16 protein-coding genes are annotated in these 17,496 nt (G+C 67.2%); 10 read left to right on the forward strand and 6 right to left on the reverse strand.

The genetic code is table 11. The features are described 5' to 3' along the window. The first annotated feature begins 40 nt into the window (after positions 1 to 40). From BMZ18_RS04910 to BMZ18_RS04930, 5 genes are all read left to right on the forward strand, one after another. A complete protein-coding gene (locus tag BMZ18_RS04910) occupies positions 41 to 649 on the forward strand; it encodes a bacterial proteasome activator family protein (RefSeq protein WP_068361962.1) in 609 nt (202 codons plus the stop codon). An 18-nt stretch (positions 650 to 667) separates the two neighbouring features. Beyond that, positions 668 to 1,528, forward strand: a complete 861-nt coding sequence (gene wzm, locus BMZ18_RS04915; RefSeq protein ID WP_068104213.1) for a galactan export ABC transporter permease subunit Wzm/RfbD — start codon at positions 668 to 670, stop codon at positions 1,526 to 1,528. A 15-nt stretch (positions 1,529 to 1,543) separates the two neighbouring features. Continuing rightward, positions 1,544 to 2,395 carry a galactan export ABC transporter ATP-binding subunit Wzt/RfbE gene (gene wzt / locus BMZ18_RS04920; protein ID WP_068361959.1) on the forward strand — a complete coding sequence of 284 codons (852 nt, stop codon included), beginning with the start codon at positions 1,544 to 1,546 and terminating at the stop codon, positions 2,393 to 2,395. Next, entirely contained in the window at positions 2,388 to 3,305 is a 918-nt protein-coding gene (gene glfT1, locus BMZ18_RS04925; protein ID WP_068361956.1) for a galactofuranosyltransferase GlfT1, read from the forward strand. Before wzt ends, glfT1 begins: the two co-directional genes overlap by 8 nt. Positions 3,306 to 3,380: 75 nt before the next feature. Beyond that, positions 3,381 to 4,196: a class I SAM-dependent methyltransferase gene (locus tag BMZ18_RS04930; protein ID WP_068362039.1), complete on the forward strand. Its 816-nt coding sequence runs from the start codon at positions 3,381 to 3,383 to the stop codon at positions 4,194 to 4,196. Here the strand turns inward: BMZ18_RS04930 and BMZ18_RS04935 are convergent. Both BMZ18_RS04935 and BMZ18_RS04940 read right to left on the reverse strand, forming a co-directional pair. Further along, complete coding sequence (locus BMZ18_RS04935; protein WP_068362036.1) at positions 4,183 to 6,051, reverse strand: glycosyltransferase; 1,869 nt, start codon at positions 6,049 to 6,051, stop codon at positions 4,183 to 4,185. The genes BMZ18_RS04930 and BMZ18_RS04935 overlap by 14 nt on opposite strands. A 139-nt stretch (positions 6,052 to 6,190) precedes the next feature. After that, on the reverse strand, positions 6,191 to 6,988 hold the full coding sequence (locus BMZ18_RS04940; RefSeq protein ID WP_068361953.1) for a glycosyltransferase: 798 nt from the start codon (positions 6,986 to 6,988) through the stop codon (positions 6,191 to 6,193). Positions 6,989 to 7,091: 103 nt separating this feature from the next. Between BMZ18_RS04940 and BMZ18_RS04945 the strand changes: the two genes are divergently transcribed. Next, on the forward strand, positions 7,092 to 9,302 hold the full coding sequence (locus BMZ18_RS04945; protein ID WP_068361950.1) for a putative glycosyltransferase family protein: 2,211 nt from the start codon (positions 7,092 to 7,094) through the stop codon (positions 9,300 to 9,302). Positions 9,303 to 9,314: 12 nt separating this feature from the next. Here the strand turns inward: BMZ18_RS04945 and BMZ18_RS04950 are convergent, their stop codons facing one another. After that, positions 9,315 to 10,292: a Gfo/Idh/MocA family oxidoreductase gene (locus BMZ18_RS04950; protein WP_074921811.1), complete on the reverse strand. Its 978-nt coding sequence runs from the start codon at positions 10,290 to 10,292 to the stop codon at positions 9,315 to 9,317. Further along, positions 10,292 to 11,392 (reverse strand): DegT/DnrJ/EryC1/StrS family aminotransferase, encoded by a 1,101-nt coding sequence (locus BMZ18_RS04955; RefSeq protein WP_068361944.1) that lies wholly within the window; start codon positions 11,390 to 11,392, stop codon positions 10,292 to 10,294. The genes BMZ18_RS04950 and BMZ18_RS04955 overlap by 1 nt, the downstream gene beginning before the upstream one ends. Positions 11,393 to 11,545: 153 nt before the next feature. On the opposite strand from BMZ18_RS04955, the gene BMZ18_RS04960 reads away from it, so the two are divergent. Both BMZ18_RS04960 and BMZ18_RS04965 read left to right on the forward strand, forming a co-directional pair. Next, positions 11,546 to 12,271 carry a DapH/DapD/GlmU-related protein gene (locus BMZ18_RS04960; protein WP_068361942.1) on the forward strand — a complete coding sequence of 242 codons (726 nt, stop codon included), beginning with the start codon at positions 11,546 to 11,548 and terminating at the stop codon, positions 12,269 to 12,271. Next, positions 12,268 to 13,251 carry a lysylphosphatidylglycerol synthase transmembrane domain-containing protein gene (locus BMZ18_RS04965; RefSeq protein WP_068361939.1) on the forward strand — a complete coding sequence of 328 codons (984 nt, stop codon included), beginning with the start codon at positions 12,268 to 12,270 and terminating at the stop codon, positions 13,249 to 13,251. The genes BMZ18_RS04960 and BMZ18_RS04965 overlap by 4 nt, the downstream gene beginning before the upstream one ends. A 20-nt stretch (positions 13,252 to 13,271) precedes the next feature. Here BMZ18_RS04965 and BMZ18_RS04970 read toward each other — a convergent pair whose 3' ends face one another. Together BMZ18_RS04970 and rfbB are read right to left on the reverse strand one after the other, a co-directional pair. Continuing rightward, complete coding sequence (locus BMZ18_RS04970; protein WP_082894953.1) at positions 13,272 to 14,975, reverse strand: hypothetical protein; 1,704 nt, start codon at positions 14,973 to 14,975, stop codon at positions 13,272 to 13,274. Beyond that, positions 14,972 to 15,988, reverse strand: a complete 1,017-nt coding sequence (gene rfbB / locus BMZ18_RS04975) for a dTDP-glucose 4,6-dehydratase (protein WP_068361936.1) — start codon at positions 15,986 to 15,988, stop codon at positions 14,972 to 14,974. Before rfbB ends, BMZ18_RS04970 begins: the two co-directional genes overlap by 4 nt. A 54-nt stretch (positions 15,989 to 16,042) precedes the next feature. Between rfbB and rfbA the strand changes: the two genes are divergently transcribed. Both rfbA and BMZ18_RS04985 read left to right on the forward strand, forming a co-directional pair. After that, complete coding sequence (rfbA, locus tag BMZ18_RS04980; RefSeq protein ID WP_068361933.1) at positions 16,043 to 16,915, forward strand: glucose-1-phosphate thymidylyltransferase RfbA; 873 nt, start codon at positions 16,043 to 16,045, stop codon at positions 16,913 to 16,915. Continuing rightward, positions 16,912 to 17,469, forward strand: coding sequence for a dTDP-4-dehydrorhamnose 3,5-epimerase family protein (locus BMZ18_RS04985; protein WP_068361930.1), 558 nt, complete (start codon positions 16,912 to 16,914; stop codon positions 17,467 to 17,469). The genes rfbA and BMZ18_RS04985 overlap by 4 nt, the downstream gene beginning before the upstream one ends. Positions 17,470 to 17,496: the final 27 nt, after the last annotated feature.

The following is a 17,496-nucleotide window of genomic DNA, read 5'->3' on the forward strand; positions in this document are numbered from 1 at the left end:
CGCCTTCTGTTCTGTCGGCGACCCGGGTCAAGATGGAGTCATGACCACACCCCCCGGTTCGGAATCCTCCGCTTCCACCGACGGTGACGGGTCCGACCACGTCGTCGTCATCGGCCCGGACGGGCAGCCGATCGCCCTCAGCCCCCGCGAAGCCGCGGCTGCGGCGGCCCGGGCGAACGTCACGGGAGCCGACTCGTCCGACGACGACGGCAGCGAGTCGCTGGCCGACATGGTCGAGCAGCCGGCCAAGGTCATGCGCATCGGCACCATGATCAAGCAGCTGCTCGAGGAGGTGCGCGCCGCTCCGCTCGACGACGCCAGCCGGACCCGCCTCAAAGAGATACACACCTCGTCCATCCGCGAGCTCGAGCAGGGCCTCGCGCCGGAACTGCGGGACGAGCTCGAGCGGCTGGCGCTCCCGTTCGGGGAGGACGCGGTGCCGTCGGACGCGGAACTGCGGATCGCGCAGGCGCAGCTCGTCGGCTGGCTGGAGGGGCTGTTCCACGGCATCCAGACGGCGCTCTTCGCCCAGCAGATGGCCGCTCGGGCCCAGCTCGAGCAGATGCGTCAGGGGGCACTCCCGCCCGGCGTCGCCATCGGCGGCGGCGGTCCGGCCCAGCACAACCAGGGAACCGGTCAATATCTCTGACGGGTACTCTCGTCCGTCGTGGTAGCACCAGCGATCGACTCGGACACCGGCGGCGAACCCGCGTCGGACTCCCAGACCTATCGCCGGGCGGTTCGTGACCTGCGGGAGGGCTACGCCCAGCGTGAGCTGTGGCTCAGCCTCGGCTGGCAGGACATCAAGCAGCGCTACCGCCGGTCGGTCATCGGCCCGTTCTGGATCACCATCGCGACGGGCGTCCAGGCCGTCGCCATGGGTCTGCTGTATTCGGTGTTGCTCGACATCGACCTGCGCTCGTTCCTGCCGCACGTCACCGTCGGCCTCATCATCTGGAACCTCATCAGCGCATCGATCCTCGAGGGTGCGGACGTCTTCATCGCCAACGAGGGGCTGATCAAACAGCTCCCCTCGGCACTCAGCGTGCACGTCTACCGCCTGGTCTGGCGGCAGGTCCTCCTGCTCGGGCACAACCTGCTGATCTACCTGATCATGCTGGCCGTGTTCCGGCCGGAACTGCACTGGACCATCGTCACGGCCATTCCGGCGTTCTTCCTCATCGTCGTGAACATGGTGTGGGTGGCGCTGCTGTTCGGCATCGTCGCCACCCGGTACCGCGACCTGGCCCCGATCCTGGGCAGCCTGGTCACGCTGCTGTTCTTCATGACGCCCATCGTGTGGACCACCGCCAACCTGCAGACCATGGGCGGCGAAGCGGCGCAGCGCGCCCGCCTGGTCGAGATCAACCCGCTCTTCCACTACCTCGACATCCTGCGCGCGCCGTTGATCGGCGAGGACCAGCAGGCGTATCACTGGTACATCGTGCTGGGCTGCACCGCAGTCGGCATCGCTCTCACCATGGTCGCCATGCGCACCTTCCGCGCCCGCGTGCCCTACTGGGTCTGATCGGAGACCGCGACCATGACCGTCAGCATCGACACGCATTCCGCGTGCGTGGACTTTCCCATCTTCGACGCCAAGACCCGCTCGCTGAAGAAGGCGTTCCTGGGCAAGGCCGGCGGGACGATCGGCCGCAACGCCAGCGACGTCGTCGTCGTCGAGGCGCTGCGCGACATCACCCTGTCCCTGCGCGAGGGCGATCGCGTGGGACTCGTCGGCCACAACGGTGCCGGCAAGTCGACCCTCCTGCGGCTGCTCGCCGGAATCTACGAACCCACGCGCGGCAGCGCCGTCGTTCGTGGCCGGGTGGCGCCGGTGTTCGACCTCGGCGTCGGGATGGACCCCGAGATCTCGGGCTACGAGAACATCATCATCCGTGGGCTGTTCCTGGGGCAGACCCGGAAGCAGATGGCGTCGAAGATCGACGAGATCGCCGAGTTCACGGAGCTGGGCGACTACCTGGACATGCCGCTGCGCACCTACTCCACCGGTATGCGCGTGCGCATCGCGATGGGCGTGGTGACCAGCATCGACCCCGAGATTCTCCTGCTCGACGAGGGCATCGGCGCGGTCGACGCCGAGTTCATGAAGAAGGCCCGCACGCGGCTGCAGGAGCTGGTGAAACGCTCCGGCATCCTCGTCTTCGCCTCGCACTCCAACGAGTTCCTCGCCCAGCTCTGCGACACCGCGATGTGGATCGACCACGGTCAGGTGCGGCAGCAAGGCGGCATCGAGGACGTCGTCCGCGCCTACGAAGGTGACGACGCGGGTGACCACGTCGCGCACATCCTGCGAGAACTCGCCGCGAGCGACGGCGAGCGCGACAGCGCCGCGAGCGACAGCACCACGAGCGACGGGGAGCGCGGTGCCTGAGACGATCGTCGGCGTCGTCGTCACGCATCGTCGTCGGGCACTGTTGGCGGAGTCACTCGCCGTTCTCAGTGCTCAGACGCGGCCGCTCGACCATCTCGTCGTCGTGGACAACGCGTGCGAGGACGACGTCCGGACGCTGGTCGACTCGCAACCGATCGCGACAACCTACCTCGGCAGCAAGCACAACCTGGGCGGCGCCGGCGGTTTCGCCCTGGGGATTCTGTACGCGCTCTCGCTCGGCGCGGACCGGGTCTGGTTGGCCGACGACGACGGACGACCCGAGGGTCCCGACGTGCTCGCCACACTGCTGCGCTGCGCCGAGACCCACGCGCTCGACGAGGTTTCGCCGGTGGTCTGCGACATCGACGAGCCCGACCGTCTTGCCTTCCCGCTGCGCCGGGGCACGGCGTGGCGGCGCTGGCGGTCGGAGTTGGGCGGGCAGGCCGGAGGCCGGTCGGGGGACGCCGCGGACGACTTTCTGCCGTCGTATGCGTCGCTGTTCAACGGGGCGTTGTTCACCGCCGCGGCGATCGAGGCCGTCGGCGTGCCCGATCTGCGCCTGTTCGTGCGCGGCGACGAGGTCGAGGTGCACCGTCGACTCACCCGCTCGGGGCTGCGCTTCGGGACGTGCCTCCAGACGGCGTACCTGCACCCGAACGGCAGCGACGAGTTCAAGCCGATCCTGGGCGGCCGCATGCACACCCAGTACCCCGACGACGCCGTGAAGCGGTACTTCACCTACCGCAACCGCGGGTACGTCCTGGCGCAGCCCGGTATGCGAAAGCTGTTGCCACAGGAGTGGATTCGATTCGGGTGGTACTTCCTGATCACCACCCGCGACATCGCCGGACTTCGGGAGTGGCGCCGACTTCGCGCCCTCGGTCGCACCGAGCATTTTCGCCGTCCCTGACCCGACGAACCGGACGCGTGGTCGGCCGGGCGGTCCACTACGGTATGTGTCCATGACACGACTGCGGTGGCCGCGATGAGGTGGGGTCGGCGCATCCGGTCGTCGGCGCGCGCGAAAGTGGTGCGGGCCGTGCACGAGGTGGTCGCGGAGACCACCGAGGACGCCGAACGTCGGCACCGGGAATTGCTCGATCTGCTGGTGGGTCAGGCCCGCACGATCGCCGAGCTGCAGGAGTCGGTGTCCACCCTCGAGTTCCGGATGCGACGGGACCTGCCGTTCGCCTCCGACGTCGAGGCGGCCGCGTCGAGCGCGGACTTCGTCGAGCAGCACCTACCGAAGGTCCCGTCGTTCACGCATCCCACCGCCACCCTGCGTCACGCCGTCGACGCCGTGACGATCGACGGCATGGCGCTCGAGTTCGGCGTCGCCACCGGAACGACGCTGAACGTCATCGCCGAGCAGTGGGCCGAGGCCGCCAACGTGGGCGTCGTGGCGGGCTTCGACACGTTCGAGGGCCTCCCGGAGACGTGGCGAACCGGCTTCGAGGCCGGCACCTTCGCGCAGGACACGCTGCCCGAGGTTCCCGGGGCGCACTTGGTTCGGGGCCTGTTCCAGGAGACGCTCGGCCCGTTCCTGTCGAAGAACCGCGGGCCCGTGGCCTTCGTCCACATCGACGCCGACCTCTACTCCTCGGCCGACTTCGTCCTGCGCCGACTCGAATCCCGTCTCCGACCGGGCACGGTGATCGTGTTCGACGAGTTCTTCAACTTCCCCGGTTGGCAGGCGCACGAGTACCGGGCGTGGACCGAGTTCGTCGAGCGGACAGGCGTCGAGTTCGAATACCTCGCCTACACCTCGAACGGTGAACAGGTGGCCGTCAGGCTCGCGTGACCTCGCGGGCGTCGAGTCCGTAGAGGCGGGCCCAGTTCTCGCGGGTGGTCAGATCCGTCCGCGCTGCTCGGTAGGACTGCGTCACCGACGGTGTCTCCTTGCGGAGGCGTGCCAGCGCGGTGCGCCCACGCTGCAACAACTCCAGCGCTCGGTCACGGTCGCGCACCCTCACACGCACACCCTCCTGCGACCGGTCGGTGACAACCGCGTGCGCGAAGAGCGAGACGTGCCACCAGTGGGCGTCGTCGGCCGAGATGGCGACGGGGCCCGGATGGACGCGGCCGCGAAGCTGCTGGACGATCCGCTTGGCGAGGACCGCCCACTCCATGCTGGGTTTCGGGTGCGGCCCGGCCGGCGTGATCACCATGTCCGCGGGACGGACACCGGGAACGTCGTTCGCGTTGTGCCGCTTGGTCTCTCCGTACCGAGCGCGCTCACGCCTGATGGCAGCGGCGGCCTCCATGCCGCCGTCCTTCAGCAGCGCAGGACCGCCGAGGAAGTCCTCGACGGACTTGATCAGGGTGTAGGCCATGCCGTACTGCATCGAGACGAGGTACCGCAGCAGGTCTCGTCGCAACTGCTTGGCCAGGGCGACGCCGTCCAGCTCGGTGTGCAGGGCGGCGGTGATCATGCCGTTCCGGAGGTTGAAGTAGCGATGCCACTCGTCCCAGTCCTTCCAGGCGAAGTCGGCATGCCAGACCGCCGCGCCGGGCAGCGTGACCGTCGCGAAACCGTGTGCGCGAGAGCGGTAGCCGTATTCGATGTCGTCCCACTGGAAGAACAGGGGGAGCGGATAGCCGACCTCGGCCACGATCTCCGACGGGATGAGGCAGGACCACCACCCGTTGTACCCCGCGTCCACCCGCACTTCCTGCTGCTTCTTCTTCAGGACGCTCTTGTCGGCAAAGGCGTCCTTGACGTGCAGTCCGGCTTCGAGACGCTGCAGATTCGCGACCTCGGCACCCACGTGCACGCGGTCCGGGTGCAGGAGATAGAGCATCTGCGCGCCGACGATGGCAGGCTCCACCGTCTTGTTGGCGAAGGCGTTCATCCGGACGAACGCCTCCGGCTCGCACAACACGTCGTCGTCCATGAACACAACGTTGGCGGGGTCTCCCCCCTTGCCCTGAACCTCGTACAGGCCGCGGGTGAAACCGCCCGCGCCGCCCAGGTTCGGCTGCGTGATGTAGACCAGCTTCTCACCCAGATCGCCTGCGACACGTTGAAACAGCGCGCGGGTCTCGACCCGGTCCGTGCCCTGATCGACGACGTAGACGTGATCGACGTCGCGCAGCGCCAGGGGATCGTCCGCCAGCGCGGCCACGGTCGCGGCGCAATCGTCCGCGCGATTGAACGTGCACACCACCACCGAGGTGGGACGCATGCGTTCCGGTGTTGCCACCCGCCAGGTCGCATCGTCGAGAACGAAGTCGCCGGACGAGGTCATAATGCGGACGAACAGCGCGCCCCCGTCCAGGAACTGCGTCGTGGGAACGGTGATGCTCACGCGGTCGTCCGAGTCGGTCACGGCGCGACTGGCCATGATCCGCTCACGGCCCTTGTAGTCGGTGGCGACCACGTCGAGCCGAGCCCGACCGTCGACACGGGCGTCGAACGTCACCTCGGTGACGGTGGTCCAGCGCTGCCAATAACTGGCCGGAAATCGGCCGAAATAGCTGTTCGTGGAGACGACGCTGCGTTTGGCCACAGTGACCGCTGCGCGTGAACGCTCGGCGGATCCCTTGGTGATTCCGGCGTACATGTCTGCGCTGACCAGCGGTGACGGCCCGTCGAACAAGACCCGCTGTGCCACCATCGTTCCGAATGTCGTCGGAACGACGGCGTCGCTGTTCATGATGGAAATCACCCTCCGCGTCGCATTCTCTCGGCATTGCCCGGCGAGAAGCGGACAATCGATCGTCGAACGGAGTCAGGCTATCAATGTGGGCCTGCGAGGCCCGCATTCGCGACGGAGCGGCGGCGGCGACAGAAACTCAGCGGGCGGTGTGCCGACGTAGTGCCGCTCCCGCCGCCTCGCGGAGCCCGCGACGGCGACTCCGCAGCTGCCAGAGTCCGCGCGCCATCGCGACGATGTCGGCCGGCGCGACACGGCTGGGCTGATCGTGGTGCCGGTCGGACAACCGAACGGGAACCTCCACGGGGCGAATCCCGGCGAGCTCCACGGCGTAGTCGAGCTCGGTGGTGAACAAGAACCCGGGTTCCGTCAGCGCGGGTGCGAGTTCACGCGCCATCTGCCCGTCGAGCAGGAATGTGCCCTGGGGGTCCCCGGTTCTGGTCCGCAGTACGACTCGGCGGAGCGTGGCGAACCCCAAGGTCATCGTCGCCCGCAGAATGCCCCGTTCGACCTCCGAACGCGGGTGCGCCTTCGAGCCGATGTAGACGGGCGCCGGCACTGCCGACCGTCGTGCGTGTTCGTCTGCGCCCGCCAAGTCGTCGAAGCCGAAGGGCAGATCGTCGGCGGTGAGCAGGACTTTGTCACCTCGAGAACGCAGGATTCCGAGGCGTAGGGCGTTTCCCATACCCTTGTCGCTGTGCAGCACTCTCAGTGCTGTCCGTTCGACGTCCCATTCCCGTTCGAGTCGGGCGCAGACAGCTGACGTATCGTCGGTCGACCCGTTCTCGACGACCACGATCTCCGTGATTCGGTCGACGAGATGGTCCGCGAACGCCGTCACGGTCGACTCGATGACGGCCGCGGAATTGTGCGCCGGGATGACGACGGACAGTTCCACCGCCCCGGCACCGTCGCGCGAAGGCGAGTCAGTGGGCACGACGGGGGCCTTTCGTGGTCGACGGCGGTGTGACGCGGACGAACACTACGCTGCACTGAGCGAGTCGAACCATTGCTCGCCTCCGAACCGACGAAGGTGAGTCGTGCAACACCCTCCTGCGCTGGCCGGACGCGTCGGCCCGGCCGCCCTGCTCGCGGTCGCGGTCGTCGCCACTGCCGCCATTCCGCTCGCTTACGACCGCTGGTTCTACTACTGGGACGACAGCGCGGCCGCCTTCACCCCGGGCTGGCGGGTGATCGGACAGGAACTGCTCGACGGCCGGTGGCCCGCCCTGGTCCCGGAGATGTGGGCGGGCGGCAACGTCACGGCCGAGGCCCTCTACGGAATCTACAACCCCGTGCTGCTCGCGGCCGCCGTGGTAATCGCCCTGATCCCCAATCTCGCAGTCGGAATCACGCTCGTGAAGGTGTTCTTCCTTGCCGTGCTGGCAGTGGGAACGTACGTGCTGGCCCGGCAGTTCGGTGCATCGCGGCCGATGGCGTTCACCGCCGGTTACGCGATGCCATTCGCGACCTACACGCTGTATTTCGACGCCTCCAGCTGGGCTTCGGGCCTCGTTGCCTTCGCGTGGATTCCGCACGTCTTCTGGTCTGTACGTGCGTCGGCACACGGCCGGATCAATCCACTGTGGGCCATCCTGTTCTCCGCACTCGCGCTGACCACGGGCAATCCCTACGGCGCGGTCGGGGTGGTCGTGGTCTACCTCGCCGTCGCTGTCGAGCTGCTCCGGCTTCGCGGCGTACGTGCACTCACCGCCATGGTGGTGACCGGCCTGTCGGCGCTCCTGATGTCGATCGTGGTCTACCTGCCGCTGGCATTCACGACCGGCGTCTCGGTCCGGACGGCCACGGGCGTGACCAACGACGGCATGCTCCGACCCGGCCTCGGCGACGTGCTCGACCTCTCGAACCCGACTCGATTGCCGATGATCGAGTCGTTCGGGGACCCATTCCTCACGATGCCGGTGGGATACCTCGCGTGGTTCGTCGTACCGCTTCTGCCGTGGATGCGCTGGCGGACGTTGCGAACCTCGCTCACAGCGGCCTCGTCGCTGGTGGTGTTCTTCGCCGTCTACGCCGTGTTGCTCCTCGGTCCGTCACAGCTCTGGCTGTTCCGATGGCCATTGCGGCTCCTCGAGTACGCGCAGTTGCCGGTGATCGTGGTGGTCGCAGTCGTCCTCAGCGCGGGATTGGAACGCGACCGACTTCGCCTTCGCTTCAGCCTGACCGGGCTTCTGGTCGCCTGTCAGTTCTATACCGCGTGGTCCAGCGTTCCGGAGGACCTCGGATACCACGCGACAGCGCTCGGCGTCGTGGCGGTGCTGACCGCGCTGGTGCTGATCGTGCGCGCCGCGGACGCCCGAATTCATGCCGCCGTGTTCGCGGCGGGGACCGCAGCGATTCTCGCGCTGCAGACCACTCTGTGGTTCCCGGGAAACTACACCGTGACTCCGTGGTTCTTTCCGCGACAGGCGTCCTTCACCGCGGACCGGTTCGCCGACCGCTACGTCGGCAATACCTTCGCTGTCGCCGACACCGAGAACATCCCGCTCGACCAGCCCCGGTCCCAGTGGGGCGACCTCGTCTTCGGCAACCAGTGGCAGGCGGCGGGGGTCGACGCGGTCAACAGTTACGCCGGAATCAGTTACGCCGACTTCGTGGACTCCCTGTGCCTCAACTACTACGGCGGGGTCCAGTGTTCCGACGCCGTCGCCCGGCTCGAACGCACCGCTCCCGGAACGGGCGTCTCCTGGATCGACGCACTGCGGCTGGAGACCATCGTGGTGCAGAACAGCGGGCCGTACGGAGGGCCACGTGCCTTCGATGGCCTGTCATCGACGGACTGGACCGTGACAGACGGACCGATCGTGACGATCGCGCGGCGCACGACTGCCCTCGCATTCCCCGACGGGCGGGTGTCGGCGACGACCACGGGCCTCGACGTGCAGGACGACGTGACGACATCGGCCACCCGAGAGCGCCTGCGCTACAGCGGATCCGGTGCAGTCACGTTCGCGCTGCTGGCGTGGCCGGGCTGGTCGGCGACGATCGACGGGCGACCCGTCGAGGTGGATGCCACTCCCGGGGGGCTGCTGCAGATCGATCTGCCTGCCGCCGCCGAGAGTGGATCGACCGTCGACCTCACCTACACCCCGCCGGGCCAGAGCCTCGGCGTGGGTGCAGCGGTGGCCGGCGTCGCCCTGGCACTGGCCCACTCGGTCCTGTGGAGCGTGCGGCGGAGGCGAGCGGCACCCGAGCCCCGACCCGAGGCAATCCATACCGCTACGCCCTGATGCGCGACCGGATCACCGGGCGAACAGTGCGTCTCCTCGCGCAGCCGTGGTGACCTGATCGACCACACGGTGAGCGGGCAGGATCGCCGCGCGCTCGGACGCGGCATCGTCCCGGTCCTCGACCAGATCGAGAAACCGATCCAGCTGTGCCGCGAGAGGTTCCTGGCTGTACTGCAAGGTGGGAATCTCGATGACGGTCTGCTGCTGGTACCCGTCCCGGTCGGCGGGCATGTCGTCGGAAATGTGCTTGTAGATCGTGATGTCCCGACGGAGCAGGTCGATCTCGATCAGCCGGTCCGCCTCGAGAATCGACAACTGCCGGACCTTACGCTGGCTGACCCGGCTGGCCGAGATCGTGGCCACCGCACCCGAACCGAACCGCAGCACGGCATCGGCGCAGTCCTCCGCGACGTTCTCGCGTGACGACTCGTGGAAGTAGCCGAACTCTCCGCGCGCCGACACAGGATGGTCACCCACGAACGAGATGGCCAGATCGACGTCGTGGATCAACAGGTCCGTGGCCACCCCCGTCGAGATTCTCGAGACGAAGGGTGAATGCCGAATACCGTTGACCTGCCACACGTCCCCGACGAACTCGCGGGCAGTACGGACGGCCGGATTGAATCGCTCGAGCAGCCCGCACATCAGTGGTGTTCCGGACTCGTCCGACCGCGCGACCAACTCCGCACTCTGTTCATAGGTGGCGGCCAGCGGTTTCTCCACGAGTACGGGCTTTCCCAGCGCGAGAACGCGTGAGGCGATGTCGTAATGCGCCGGAGTGGCGGCGGCCACGACCACCGCGTCGATGCCGTCCAGATCGTCGAACTCGGGGGCCCACCGGCACCCGAATCGGTCCGCCACCGCCGCGCCGTTCTCCTCGCGCGGCTCGACCAGAACGGTCAGGTCACACCGGTCCGACGCCGCGATCACCCGCGCGTGCAACGACCCCATCCGACCGGATCCGATGAGAGCAATTCGTGGGCCGGCCATCACGCCTCCATTGCCGAACGGACCGCCGCGACGACAGTGGCGACGTCGTCCTCGGACAAGCGCGCGTGAACAGGGATCGACAGGCATCGGCTCGCCACGGACGTGGCAACCGGAGTCTCGTCGATCTGCACTCTCGGGTGCGCGCGGTAGCAGTCGTAGTCGTACGCGGCTCGGGGATAGTAGATCCCCGAACCCACACCCGCCTCGGTCAGGCGGTCGGCGAGCGTGTTCCGGTCGATCGACGCATCCTCGTCGACGAGCACCGTGAACTGGTGCCAGACGTGTCCGCGGCCGCTCAGTTCGGTCGGCAATGTCAGACCGGGCACATCCTTCAGCCCGGTGGACAGCGCCTCCGCGTTGCGTCGTCGCTGTGCGATCTGGGAGTGGTAGGCCCCCATCTGGGGCAACGCGAGACTTGCCTGCAAGTCGGTCATGCGGTAGTTGTGACCGACCATCTCGTACTCGTACCGCGCCCGCATGCCCTGGTTTCGGAGGACCCGCAGGCGATCCGCCACCGCATCGTCGTCGCTGGTGATCATGCCGCCCTCACCGGTGGTGAGGTTCTTGGTGGCGTAGAAGGAGAAGCACCCGAGACCGAACGTTCCCACGCCCCTCCCGTCGTAGGTGGCGCCGTGCGCCTGCGCGGCATCCTCCACGATTGCGAGTCCGTGACGCTCGGCGATCGTGATCAGCGGCGTCATGTCCGCCGATTGGCCGTACAAGTGCACGGGGAGCAGCACCCGCGTGCGCTCGGTCACTCGTTCGGCCACGCTGGTCGGATCGAGCGCGAAATCCGTCGCCGAGATGTCGGCGAATCGCACCGTCGCGCCCGCCTCGAGAATGGCGTTCACGGTGGCGACGAAGGTGAAGGGGCTCGTCAGAACCTCGTCGCCCGGCTCGAGGTCCTGCACGCTCACCGCCGCGACGAGCGCGGTGGTCCCGTTGTTGACGGCCACTGCGTGGCGCGCCCCGACGAGTGCGGCGAACTCCTCTTCGAGTCGGCGCACCTTGGGCCCTTGCGCCACGATTCCGGAGCGGAGCGTGTCGAGGACCTCTCGTTCGACGTCCTCGCCGAACGAAACGCTCGAAATTGCGATCACTTGTTTCTCCCGCGGCAAATAGCGTGACCCGATATCGGGCCGAGATGCTCCGACACTATCGCCCGGACATCGAGATCGGTCATCAGGCTCGCCCCCGCGAGTACGGTCGACCGGACTCGGCTCGACGAATTCGCTCATGGAGGATGGTCTCTCGTGTCCACAACTCGAGGTCGAGATTGCCGCATCCACGACACTGCTGTCATCGGCGACGGGGTCACCATCGGTGACCGGGTAACGATCGGCCCATTCGTAGTCGTGACCGGCCCGGTCACCATCGGTGACGACTGCTGGATCGGAGCGCAGGTGGTGCTGGGCGCACCGCCGGAAATTCTGGGGTTCGACCATTTCGACAGCTATCGGGAAGCCAGCGGTGGAATCGGAATCGAGATCGGCGCGCGAACCGTGATTCGCGAACTCACTGCAGTGCATCAGGGCAGCGTGCGCCCGACCGTGATCGGGGAGAACTCGTTCGTCATGAACCGAATATCGGTGGGCCACGACGTTCAACTCGGCGCGAACACGATCGCGGCACCCGGGGTCACGTTCGGCGGACACGTCACCTTGGGTGCGGGGTGCAACATGGGCATGAACAGCACCATCCATCAACACCGAGTCATGGGAGCGGGTGCCATGGTGGGAATGGGAGGCGTCGCGACCAAAGATGTGCCGCCCTTCGCGACTGTGACCGGCAATCCCGCGCGCCTGCACGCCGCCAACACCATCGGCATGTCCAGGAAGGGCTACGAGCAACCGGACATCGCCGCCGTGTCCGCCGCTTACACCGACGGACGCCTGCCCTCGGTCGACTCGCTCACCACGGCGACAGCCGAGCACTTCACCTGGTGGCAGGAGCATTCCACCAAGCCGCTCGTCTCATGACCGAATCGACCACGACCGGTGGCGCTCGGGCTCACCTCGCGACCGCGGTACGCGCGCTCGTCGTCGCCGCCATCGTTGTCACGGTCGCGCTGGCGGTTCGCTCGCAGTGGGCCGACGTTCGGGACACCATCACGACGCTGGGGATCTGGTCGCTGATCGGGGCCACGTTCTTCGTCTTCCTGGGCATGGGGGCGGCCGTCCGCGCGTGGCAACACGCGCTCGGCTCCCTCCACTTCCCCATCCCCGCATTCGACGCCGCACGGTGCTACCTCGTGGGACAGCTCGCCAAGTACCTGCCGGGCAGCGTCTGGGCCTTCGTGCTGCAGGCGGAACTGGTCCGACGCGCCGGAGTCACCCGTGCCGCCGGTTTCACTGCGGTCCTGGTCACCGTGGGTCTGAGCACGACGTCGGCGCTCGTCGTGGGCTTACTGGCCCTGCCGGCGCTGTTCCACCTGAGCTCGGTCGCCGCGATCGGGGTGCTGTGCCTCGTCCCGATCTCACTGATCTGCGCGTACCCCGCCGTGCTGACCCGGCTTGTGAACGTGTTGCTCCGCCTGTTGCGTCGACCCCCGCTCACCGAGCCGCTGACCCGTCGCAAGATCGCTCTCGCGCTTGGCTGGTGCGCGACCAGCTGGGTCTTCTACGGAATCCATCTCTGGATTCTGACCTCGAACTCGGTGGGACTGCACCCGGCGGGTCTGGTGCAGTGCATCGGCGCCCTCGCCCTGGGCATGTGCGCCGGGGTTCTGGTCTTCGTCGCCCCCTCCGGCATCGGTGTCCGCGAAGCCGTCGTCGTCGCCGCGCTCTCGCCCTTCATGCCGTCGGGCGTCGCCCTCGGCTTGGCACTGGCCAGCCGCCTGATCTTCACGCTCTGCGAGGTGGTGGCCGGCGCCGCCGCCGCCGCGTTGACCTCCGCATCGCTGCGTAACCGGCTGGTGCACAGCCGCTCTCGCACCAAGCCGACCGGGACACTCGGGTAGCTCCCTACCGGAGTAGGAGCTCAAACCCCTTCTTTCCAGATTCCCGTGAAGGTCCCGCAGGTGATTCGGGACCCATTCAACGCACTGTCGATCGCACCGAGCAGCCCGGTCGGATCCTGCGGGCCGACGGCACCAGCGTCGATTCCCCTCGCACCGTCGCCTTCCGCCAGTTGTTCCGGAGTCACTCCTGCGAACAGAACGAGGTAGGAACCCATGCTGTCCATCTCGGTGGCGGTGTCGAGAATGCGATCCCGCGTATCTGCCACCAGCTCCATCGGCAGCATCCAATCGATCGGGAACGGATTCGTGAGATTCAAGGCTGGATAGACGACAGCATTGTCGGGGAGCACAGCCACCTTGCGTGCCGGATATGTGCGGACGCACCTATCTATGTCAGCGAGATAGGCGACCGTGGCGGGCGTTGTGCGGATACCCCTCATTTCCGCGGTCACCGACCCGAGGGAGGCCGTCAACAGCTCCCTCGGCTGGTCACGGTACGCGTCGACCGATTGCTTCGCGACGAGGAACGAGCCCGAGAGAAGCACGCCTACCACGGAGGCCGCGACGCCTACCAACCTCGATCCGCCGGCGTCCACCGAGTCCCCAGAGACGAACGACACAACGATCGCCGCGATCGACAACGCCATACTTCCGCCGAGCAGCGTCGGTGAATCGTATCCCCAGGACAGAGAAGACATCCACGCCAGAAACGGGAGCGCGAGCAGTCGCCACTGCACCCTGGCCCGACCGCGAATCGCAGACTTCAGAAACTCGAACGCAATAGCCAGCACCAGCATCCAGAGGAGAACGATGCCCCAATCACCAGCCCTGGAAAGGCCACCTCTCACGACGACCGCCAGGACACACATCAGGCTCGCCGCTGCACCACAGCGGCCCATGATGGTGGCCCACACGGATCCGTGAGTCGAGGTCCACGCAGCCACTGCACACGCCACGAGGAATACGACGAGGTAGATGCCGAACCCCTCTGCGGACTCGGCGGAGAGCAGGCGGTCCCCGACGGTTCCCGCGCCTCCGGTCAGCTGATCGAGAGCCTGGGCGCCGCCGTTCGCCGCACCGACAACGATCGCGTAGAGCGCCGGACACGCTGCCAGTATTGCCAGATCCAACAGAAGCCGATCTCTGCGACCTCGGCGGTGTTCGATCAACAGGAAGATCAATCCAGCGACCAACGCGGGCGCGAAGCTCTGTTTGGTCGTTGTTGCCGCGCCCAAGGCCAAGAGCCCCAGGCGGAACAGCCAGGTCGACGACCCCCGGGCTCCGCGGTCGAGCGCCCACCAACCAAGCGCGACGAAGAAGATCCCGTCGATCGTGTGCCACGCGTTCATGGGAAACAGGTGGATGTTGACCAATGCGGCCACCACGACGCCTACCGATCCGCAGAATCGGAGTGAGTCCAGCTTCACTCGGAGAGTCAGGAGGGCGAGCCACACCGTTGCCGCCATCATCTGAAGTGTTGCGATCACGACCGAGGCCGGGTACGAGGGGCCAGGCAACACGATGTCGACGACATGGAAGAAAGCCGACCCCAACGGTCGCGCCGAGATGAAGTCACGGTGCGGAATCTCGCCCTGCAGGACTCGCCAACTTTGCGCCAGCACGAACCCCTGGTCCGTGGGATTGAATCCGAACCGTTCCACGAAAAAGGCGACCCACACCGAGACGAGAGCGAATATCGAAATGTTCAGCCAGGACCATCTCACTTGGAGATGCCGGTGACGATCCGCTCGGTGCCGGCGTAGACGGCTTCGGTGGCGTCCTTCTGCGGTCGCCACCAGCCCTCGTTGGTCCGGTACCAGTCGATGGTGGCGGTGAGTCCGGCGCGGAAGTCGGAGTAGGTGGGTCTCCAGCCGAGTTCGGTGCGCAGGCGGGTGGAGTCGATGGCGTAGCGCAGGTCGTGGCCGGGTCGGTCGGTGACGAAGTCGAAATCGTCGGGTGCCTTGCCGCACAGTTCGAGGATGGTTTCGACGACGGTGCGGTTGTTCGCTTCGCCATCGGCGCCGATGAGATAGGTCCGGCCGAGTTCGCCGCGCTCGACGATGGTCCAGACGGCGTCGTTGTGGTCGTCCACGTGGATCCAATCGCGGACGTTGGCGCCGGTGCCGTAGAGGCGGGGACGCACGCCGGTGAGGACGTTGGTGATCTGGCGGGGGATGAACTTCTCGACGTGTTGGTAGGGGCCGTAGTTGTTGGAGCAGTTCGAGATGGTGGCGCGGATGCCGAAGGAGCGGGCCCAGGCGCGGACGAGCAGGTCCGAGGAGGCCTTGGTGGAGGAGTAGGGGCTCGACGGGTTGTAGGGGGTGTCCTCGGTGAACCGGGCCGGGTCGTCGAGTTCGAGGTCGCCGTAGACCTCGTCGGTGGAGATGTGGTGGTAGCGCACGTCTTGGGTGCGGACGGCCTGGAGGAGGGTGGTGGTGCCGACGACGTTGGTGCGCACGAACGGCCAGGGGTCGGCGAGGGAGTTGTCGTTGTGCGACTCGGCGGCGAAGTGGACGACGAGGTCGGTCTCGGCGACGAGGCGGTCCACGAGGTCGGCGTCGCAGATGTCGCCGTGAACGAAGGTGATGCGGTCGGCGACGGGGTCGAGGGAGGCGCGGGTGCCGGCGTAGGTGAGGGCGTCGAGGACGGTGATGTCGACGTCGGGGCGGGTGCGCAGGGTCAGGTGGACGAAGTTCGCGCCGATGAATCCGGCACCGCCGGTGACGAGCATCCTCATGCGCGGAACAGTACGTGGCGTGCGGTCGCTTCTGCAGTCTGGGAGACTCCCCCGGTGCGAGGAATCATTCTGGCCGGGGGCACGGGCTCGCGGTTGCATCCCATCACGCAGGGGATCAGCAAGCAGTTGGTGCCGGTCTACGACAAACCGATGATCTACTACCCGCTGACGACGCTGATGCTCGCCGGGATCCGCGACATCCTGATCATCACCACCCCGCAGGACGCCGACCAGTTCGCCCGCCTCCTCGGCGACGGCTCCCGGTTCGGCATCTCCCTGACCTACACCGTCCAACACGAACCCAACGGTCTCGCCCAAGCGTTCGTCCTCGGCGCCGACCACATCGGCGACGACGCCGTCGCCCTGGTGCTCGGCGACAACATCTTCTACGGCCCCGGCCTGGGCTCGCAGCTCACCCGCTTCGAGAACCTCGACGGCGGCGCGGTGTTCGCCTACGAGGTCGCCGACCCCTCCGCCTACGGCGTCATCGAGTTCGACGAGCACGGCCGCGCGATCTCCCTTGAGGAGAAGCCCGCCGTGCCGAAGTCGACCTTCGCGGTGCCGGGGCTGTACTTCTACGACAACGACGTCGTCGAGATCGCCCGCGGACTGACCCCGTCCCCGCGAGGGGAGTACGAGATCACCGACGTCAACCGGCACTACCTCGAGGCGGGTCGCCTGCAGGTCGAGGTGCTGCCCCGCGGCACCGCCTGGCTCGACACCGGCACCTTCGAATCCCTGCTCGAGGCGTCGAACTACGTGCGTACCATCGAACACCGGCAGGGCCTGAAGATCGGCGCCCCCGAGGAAGTCGCGTGGCGACGCGGCTTCCTCACCGACGACGACCTACGCACCCGCGCGGAGGGTCTGGTGAAGTCCGGGTACGGGTCCTATCTGCTGAACCTGCTCGAGAGGGGCCACCGATGAACATCCGGGAACTGCGGGTGCCGGGGGCGTTCGAGATCACCCCCCGCCAGTTCGGCGACGACCGCGGCGTGTTCTTCGAGTGGTACAAATCGTCGGCGTTCACCGAGGCCGTCGGGCACCCGGTGGACCTGGTGCAGGCCAACTGCTCGGTCTCCGCCGCCGGGGTGCTGCGCGGCATCCACACCACGATCGCCCCGCCCGGGCAGGCGAAGTACGTCACCGCCGTCACCGGCGCGTTTCTCGACGTCGTGGTCGACCTGCGCCCCGACTCCCCCACCTACGGCACCTGGGACTCGGTGCTCATCGACGACGTCGACCGCCGCGCGGTGTACCTGCCCGCCGGCCTCGGGCACGCCATCCTCTCCCTCGAGGACCGCTCCACGGTGATGTACCTGTGCAGCCTCGAATACAGCCCCCACCTCGACCGCGACATCCACCCACTCGACCCCGACCTCGCCATCGACTGGCCCACCCACGGCCGCGACGGCACGCCGCTGACCTACCAACTCTCCGACAAGGACGCCGCCGCTCCGCCGTTCTCGGAGTGGGCGTAGCCCTCGTGCGCCTTATGCGCATCCCTG

The organism is Rhodococcoides kroppenstedtii (genome assembly GCF_900111805.1).
Taxonomy (GTDB): domain Bacteria; phylum Actinomycetota; class Actinomycetes; order Mycobacteriales; family Mycobacteriaceae; genus Rhodococcoides; species Rhodococcoides kroppenstedtii.